The 7,272-nt window shown below is 55.5% G+C and carries 6 protein-coding genes; 3 read left to right on the top strand and 3 right to left on the bottom strand.

All coding sequences use genetic code 11. The features are described 5' to 3' along the window. From VLV32_07135 to VLV32_07125, 3 genes are all read left to right on the top strand, one after another. A partial coding sequence (locus VLV32_07135) for an efflux RND transporter permease subunit (GenBank protein HUL41661.1) occupies positions 1-771 on the top strand: 771 nt, incomplete at its 5' end. Continuing rightward, the gene (locus tag VLV32_07130) at positions 768-3,869 is read left to right on the top strand and encodes a multidrug efflux RND transporter permease subunit (GenBank protein ID HUL41660.1); all 3,102 of its coding nucleotides are present in this window, start codon (positions 768-770) and stop codon (positions 3,867-3,869) included. The genes VLV32_07135 and VLV32_07130, both read left to right, overlap by 4 nt. Before the next feature lie 18 nt (positions 3,870-3,887). Beyond that, positions 3,888-5,366, top strand: a complete 1,479-nt coding sequence (locus VLV32_07125) for an efflux transporter outer membrane subunit (GenBank protein HUL41659.1) — start codon at positions 3,888-3,890, stop codon at positions 5,364-5,366. Positions 5,367-5,432: 66 nt separating this feature from the next. Here the strand turns inward: VLV32_07125 and VLV32_07120 are convergent, their stop codons facing one another. The 3 genes from VLV32_07120 to VLV32_07110 all read right to left on the bottom strand — a co-directional run. Further along, positions 5,433-6,236, bottom strand: coding sequence for a DUF6515 family protein (locus VLV32_07120; protein ID HUL41658.1), 804 nt, complete (start codon positions 6,234-6,236; stop codon positions 5,433-5,435). Between the two features lie 39 nt (positions 6,237-6,275). Continuing rightward, complete coding sequence (locus VLV32_07115; GenBank protein ID HUL41657.1) at positions 6,276-6,776, bottom strand: glycine zipper 2TM domain-containing protein; 501 nt, start codon at positions 6,774-6,776, stop codon at positions 6,276-6,278. A gap of 307 nt (positions 6,777-7,083) precedes the next feature. Further along, the coding region (locus VLV32_07110; protein HUL41656.1) for a hypothetical protein at positions 7,084-7,272 on the bottom strand (189 nt) is incomplete at its 5' end.

Raw genomic sequence — 7,272 nt, 5'->3', positions numbered from 1 at the left:
CTCAGCACCATTGCGCGGGTGACAGAACAGACTGCACCCCTGGTCGTCAATCACCTCGGACAGTTCCCGGCTGCGACGATTTCGTTCAATCTCGCTCCGGGTGCGTCCTTAGGCGATGCCGTACAGGCGATCAGCGCAGCGAAGCAGGAAATCGGCTTGCCCGCCAGCGTTCAGACCAGTTTTCAGGGTGCTGCGCTTGCTTTTCAGGCCTCGCTAAGCAATACCTTGCTCTTGATACTCGCGGCTATCATCACCGTGTACATCGTGCTCGGTATTCTGTATGAAAGTTATATCCATCCGATCACGATTCTGTCGACGCTGCCTTCGGCCGGCGCGGGTGCGCTGCTCGCGCTGATGATTTCGCGCACCGATCTCGACATTATCGGAATCATCGGTATCGTTTTATTGATCGGCATCGTCAAGAAAAACGCAATCATGATGATCGATTTCGCGCTGGAAGCCGAGCGCAAGGAAGGTAAATCTCCACGCGAAGCCATCTTTCAAGCCTGTCTGCTGCGTTTCCGGCCCATTATCATGACCACGCTGTCGGCTTTGTTTGCGGCGTTGCCACTGATGCTTGGCAGTGGAGTTGGATCCGAGCTACGCCATCCACTCGGTATTAGTATTGTGGGCGGCTTGGTGGTAAGTCAAATGCTTACGTTATTCACCACTCCGGTTATTTACCTCGCGTTCGACCGGCTTGCGCAACGCCTGCAAAGCTGGCGCTTGCGCGTGACGGATGACAGGCAGCCGGGCCCAGTACAGCCATGAATCTTTCACTTCCCTTCATACAGCGACCGGTCGCAACGACGTTGTTAACACTCGGCCTTGCGCTCTCCGGTCTCGTAGCATTTAACCTGTTGCCCGTCTCCCCATTGCCGCAGGTGGAGTTTCCAACCATCTCGGTGCAGGCGTCGCTTCCTGGCGCGAGCCCGGAAACGATGGCTGCCACGGTGGCGACGCCGCTGGAGCGCGCGTTCGGCAGTATTGCAGGCGTTACTGAAATGACATCTACCAGTTCGCTCGGATCAACTCGTGTGGTTCTGCAGTTCGACCTAAGCCGCGACATTGACGGGGCCGCACGCGACGTGCAGGCGGCAATCAATGCCGCACGCAGCCTACTGCCCACCGGGCTACCCAGCAATCCAACATACCGCAAGGCGAATCCCGCAGATGCGCCGATTATGATTTTGGCACTGACTTCGGCCACGATGACGCAGGGACAGATGTACGACGCAGCTTCAACCATACTCGCGCAGAAGCTGTCGCAGGTGCAGGGAATTGGCCAAGTGACCGTGGGCGGCAGCGCATTGCCGGCCGTGCGAGTCGAATTGAACCCGAATGCGCTTTACAAGTACGGCATCGGCACTGAAGACGTGCGCGGCGCAATTGTCGCAACCAATGCCAATCGCCCCAAGGGTTCCGTTGAAGAGGGCGACAAGCATTGGCAGATCTATGCCAACGATCAGGCCAAACGCGCAGCTGAGTACTTGCCGCTCATCGTGGCCTATCGAAACGGCGCGGCAGTGCGCCTATCGGATGTGGGTGACGTGGTGGATTCAGTGCAGGACCTGCGCAATGCGGGATCGGCCAATGGCCGTCCGGCGGTCCTGGTGATTATGTACAAGCAGCCTGGAGCCAATATTATCGAGACCGTGGACCGGGTGAAGGAGCTATTGCCTCCGTTACGCGCTTCGATCCCAAGCGCGATTAATGTATCGATCGCGCTTGATCGCTCGCCGACCATCCGCGCTTCGCTGCACGACGTCGAGCGCACACTGCTGATCTCGAGTGGCCTGGTAATCATGGTGGTGTTCCTTTTTCTGCGCAACTGGCGCGCAGCATTGATACCCAGCGTGGCGGTACCCGTTTCGTTGATCGGCACATTCGGCGCCATGTACTTGTGCGGCTACAGCCTCGACATCCTTTCTTTGATGGCGCTGACTATTGCGACCGGCTTTGTTGTGGACGACGCAATCGTCGTCTTGGAAAATGTCTCACGCCACATTGAAAAAGGCATGCCACCCATGAAGGCTGCGATGCAAGGCGCAAGTGAAGTAGGCTTCACAGTGCTTTCCATGAGTTTGTCGCTCATCGCCGTGTTCATTCCTATCCTGCTCATGGGCGGAATTGTCGGACGGCTAATGCGCGAATTCGCGGTGACCCTGTCAGTGGCGGTCGTAATATCGTTGCTGATTTCGCTCACGACCACACCAATGATGTGCGCCCGGCTGCTCAAGGAAGAATCGAAACACAAGCACGGCCGTTTTTACCACGCAAGCGAGTGGATATTTGATGCGCTCCTGCGATGGTACGACCAAACGCTGGGTTGGGCACTAAAGCATGGACGCTTAATGCTGTTGCTGCTCGCCGCTACCATCGGCCTAAATGTTTACCTGTACATAATCGTACCCAAGGGCTTTTTTCCGCAGCAGGATACCGGGCGGCTAATCGGCATTATCGACGCGGACCAGAGTATCTCATTCCAAGCAATGCGCCAGAAGCTCGCGGATTTCATGGAGATCATTCGCAAAGATCCTGCAGTGGAAAGCGTCGTCGGCTTCACCGGCGGATTTCGCGTCAACTCGGGGTTCATGTTCGTATCGCTTAAGCCGCTCAAGCAGCGCAGGCTGTCTGCAGATCGGGTTATTGCCCGGCTGCGCGGCAAGCTCGCACGTGAACCCGGTGCAAGTTTGTACTTGCAAGCAGCGCAGGATATCCGTATGGGCGGGCGGCCTAGCAATGCGCAATACCAGTACACGTTGCAGGCCGACGAGTTAAAGGATCTACGTACCTGGGAACCGCGTGTCCGGAAGGCTCTGAGCGGGTTGCCCCAGCTTACCGATGTAAGCACCGATGAGGAGGATAAAGGCTTGCAGACTACACTGGTCATCGACCGCGACACTGCGGCGCGCCTCGGCGTACCGGTCAGTCTGATCGATTCCACCCTTAATGACGCATTCGGACAGCGCGAGGTTTCGACCATCTATAATCCGCTCAACCAGTACCGCGTGGTCATGGAAGTCGCCCCAAAATATTGGCAAGATCCCACTACTCTAAACAATGTTTACGTGAGCACGAGCGCAGGCGCGCAAGTGCCGCTTTCGGCTTTCGCCCATTACGAAGCCACCAACACGCCGCTCGGCGTCAATCACCAGGGACAGTTCGTCGCTTCGACCATATCGTTCAATTTGCCGGTAGGCGTATCGCTCTCAGATGCGACTCGCGCGATCGACGACGCTATGGACCGTATCGAAGTGCCGACGTCCATCCACGGAAGCTTCCAGGGCACCGCGCGCGCTTTTCAGGCTTCGCTTGAAAATCAGCCCTGGCTGATCCTGGCCGCGCTGCTAACTGTGTACATCGTGCTCGGAGTTTTATACGAAAGCTACGTGCACCCGATCACGATACTTTCCACGCTTCCATCTGCCGGCGTCGGGGCGATTCTGGCGCTGCTTGTGTTTCACAGCGAGTTCAGCGTCATCGCCCTGATTGGCGTAATTCTACTTATCGGGATCGTGAAAAAGAACGCGATCATGATGATCGACTTCGCGCTTGACGCGGAGCGCAGGTTGGGCCTTCGCCCGGAACAGGCAATCTATCAAGCTTGCTTGCTGCGCTTCCGCCCGATCATGATGACGACCATGGCGGCGATGCTGGGCGCGTTGCCCTTGGCACTTGGCTTCGGCGAAGGCGCTGAGCTGCGCCGACCGCTGGGCATTGCGATTGTCGGCGGGCTAATTGTCAGTCAGACTTTGACGCTTTATACGACGCCGGTCATGTATCTCTATCTGGACCGCTTCCGCCTCTGGTGCAAGCATATCTTTTCGAGCCACGTAATGCAGCCGGTAGCGGATGGAATGAATTAAAAATGCTGCGGAGGTCATATGAAACTACATGACATAAAATCCATCACGCTGTTCGGTCCATTGATGGTGCTGGCAGCCTGCACAGTAGGTCCCGATTATGTGCGTCCCACTGTTGAGACACCGACGACCTTCAAAGAGATGGCCAATTGGAAAACAGCGCAGCCGCGTGACCAGGAGGTTAAGGGAAAATGGTGGGAAGCTTATAATGACCCCCTGCTTAACAGCCTCGAAGAGCAGGTCAACATCTCGAATCAGAATCTGGCGCAGGCGGAAGCCCAGTATCGCCAGGCGCGGGCGCTCGTTCAAGTGGCGCGAGCGGGCTATTTTCCTACTGTTTCGGCGAGCGCAGCCGAATCACGCTCCCATTCTCCCGCTGGTTTCAGCAACTCGCAGTCCCAATCGATCAGGCCGGGCATACAGAACAGCTATCTGTTAACGCTGGATGCATCCTGGGAACCGGATTTGTGGGGCAAGGTACGGCGCACGGTGGAATCGAATGAAGCGAGCGCGCAGGCGAGCGCCGCCGACCTTGCAGCAGCGCGGCTCTCGGCGCAAGCCGAACTGGCGCAGGATTATATTCAGTTGCGTGCACAGGATACTCAAAAGCAACTGCTTGACGACACGGCCGTCGCCTACCAAGAATCTCTGCGGCTTACCCAAAACCAGTATGCAGCCGGCATCGTGGCAAAAACGGACGTAGTTCAGGCGGAAACCCAACTCAAGAGCACGCAGGCTCAGGCCATCGATGTCGAAGTGCAGCGCGCCCAGCTCGAACACGCGATAGCGCTACTCATCGGAAAACCCGCCTCCGTTTTTTCCATCCTCCCGGCGCCGCTCAACACAAAGTTGCCCGCCGTGCCGTTCGGAGTGCCGTCCGATCTGCTTGAGCGCCGCCCCGACGTGGCGGCAGCAGAGCGTCTGGTTGCTGCGTCAAACGCGCAAATAGGAGTTACTATCGCGGCCTTCTATCCGAACTTGACGTTGTCGGCTTCTGGCGGTTTCCAAAGTCCCAGTTGGTCCAATTGGCTTACTGTTCCAAACCGATTTTGGGCTGTCGGGCCGCAGTTGGCCGAAACGTTGTTCGATGGCGGCTTGCGGCGCGCGCAGACGGCACAAGCAAGGGCTGCCTACGACGCCAACGTGGCGGTGTATCGCCAGACTGTACTGAATGGATTCAAGGAAGTCGAAGACAATTTGGCGGCGCTACGCATCCTGGAACAGGAGGCAGACGTCCAAGATCAAGCCGTGCAGGCCGCGCGTCTCTCAGTCCAGTTAACCACTAACCAGTATAAGGCGGGAACAGTGAGTTACCTCAACGTCGTCGTGGTACAGGCTGCAGCACTGAATAACGAAAGGACGGCAGTCACTATCCTCAGCCAGCGGCTTGTCGCAAGCGTACTGCTGATCAAAGCACTTGGAGGAGGCTGGAATGCATCAGATTTACCCACGGCCGAGAAATTGGCAGTCAACCGCGAGCAAAAGAATTTGACACAGTGACAAAATACTCACTGCCATCCTGCCCTGCTTCCGGTCGGTTGCCCCTGCCCCGCGACGGCATATTCGTTACCTCACCGTATAACCGCGACCTTCCAAGCAAGCACCTAAGGCGCGTTGGTAATCAGTCAGTTTAGTGTTCGTTTGGCTGCTTGGAGTGCCGCCGGTCTGGAGAATCGGATCATATCCGGTTTGGCTGACGGCCCAGCTGTGGCAGTCATTGCGATCTTTGGCTTGCTCTGCCTGGCTTTGGCCTTTGCTGGGATAAATATATAGTTGTCCTGACGGTTCCGGGCTCGGACTCACGTTTTGCGGCTGCGAGTTTCCGGGATTACCCGCTGGACCAAGCTCGACAACATTATTGCTCGGTTGTGGAACCGAAGCCTCAGCGGGCTGCTGCTCGACCACAACTTGACTCGGAGGCTGTTGAGCAACGACGTAACCTCCTTGCGAGCTCGGCGTGTAATAAACGTTGTTGGCGTAGTAGTAAGGCACATTGCCTACCCATAGCGTTGTGTAAAAAGGTGGCAAAATCGGCACCACGATCCCAAACGGGGGCGCCACGACAACAAAATTCACGCCGATATGGCGATACCAGATTCCGCCACCAAAGTAATACGGCGCACCATGATAGTAAACGACGCGATGTGAAGGCGGCAATTTGGCAAAAGCGTAGCCACGTGGCGGGTAGTAATGATTGTGGTAGTAGCGTGAGTCCAAGTATTGGCGTTGCTTAAATTCACTTTCGCGAAATTCGTGCCCGCGATACCCGTGCTCGTCCGCGTGTGCAACTCCATAAAACGCCAATCCAGATGAAACTACGAACATGAGCCCAAGTAGGTCCCTGCAAACTTTGGTGCGCGTAAATAACATAGTTGCTCCAAGCATTAGGTTAAGGAATTAACGCGTGCTTCAACGGGGCGTGACCGCGACATTTACCCGCAACTCGTTGCCGGGGTTGTACGGCAGCCGGGTCTTAAAAAGTTGCCCATTGTACTCGTAGGTCACCCAGTAACCGCTGGTCACAGTTTGGTAGTTGTCAACTTGCTGGCAACGTTGGACCGGCGTTGTGGTGGTATACGTGCTCGCCGCGGCATCCTGGTTGGCAAGTCGGTCACCCGTAATCGCTCCAACCACTGCTCCGCCTGCGGCGGCTGCAACTTTTCCTGTGCCCTGACCCACAGTGCTGCCAATCAGCCCCCCCGCTAATCCGCCGATCAAAGCGCCGGCCGGATTGTACGATTGAGGTACATATTGAGTAGTCTGCTGGGGCGCCGTCCAGCATTCCTGTGTAGGATGATTCACGGTCTCAGTGATGGGAGTGGCGCTTACGACTCTCGCAACGGCTTCGTATGCATAGGCATTCACCTGCATGAGCGCCAGCATGGCAATGCCAATCAAGATCTTCTTCATGATGGATCTCCTTTGCTAAATGAACTTACTCAGGTTAGACCATATGATTTGTCCTTTAACGCAAAATTTATCAATTCAGTTGACAAAATGTTGTAACGAAATGTAACGCAATATAACGCGGCTTCTAAAATGCAGTGCATTATTCGACTGCACTGTGCGCGAGTAATCGTTCGATCTCACGATTGTGCCGCTCAAATTATGCGGACCGAAGCGAATTTGCTGCGGACACAGAAAAGTTCGAATCCGTCCATCGGATATTCTGTGTGCTTGAACATGCACCCTGCCATTTAACTTCTTAAGTTTTTTTTTAATGATTTTTTTGTAAGATCCGTGTCGCCGTATAGCAGCGCGGTAATTTTGTTTGCGTTACTCGTTGATGTGAGGCGAGACCATACGGCATAGCAAAAAATCCAGGCATTTCCATTAAATCGTTAATCCAAGGTAAGGCCCCGGCCCCGGAATTCCGACTGGCGAGCGTGTCTTTGACCGATTCTAT

The sequence above is a fragment of the Burkholderiales bacterium genome (genome assembly GCA_035518095.1).
In the GTDB taxonomy this organism is placed as follows: domain Bacteria; phylum Pseudomonadota; class Gammaproteobacteria; order Burkholderiales; family JAHFRG01; genus JAHFRG01.
This window is presented reverse-complemented; position numbering and strand designations above follow the sequence as displayed.

Bases quoted from the DNA above. Each gene is read 5' to 3' on its own strand.
- VLV32_07120 (HUL41658.1), bottom strand. From the start codon at position 6,236: ATGTTATTTACGCGCACCAAAGTTTGCAGGGACCTACTTGGGCTCATG.
- VLV32_07115 (HUL41657.1), bottom strand. From the start codon at position 6,776: ATGAAGAAGATCTTGATTGGCATTGCCATGCTGGCGCTCATGCAGGTG.
- VLV32_07125 (HUL41659.1), top strand. From the start codon at position 3,888: ATGAAACTACATGACATAAAATCCATCACGCTGTTCGGTCCATTGATG.
- VLV32_07130 (HUL41660.1), top strand. From the start codon at position 768: ATGAATCTTTCACTTCCCTTCATACAGCGACCGGTCGCAACGACGTTG.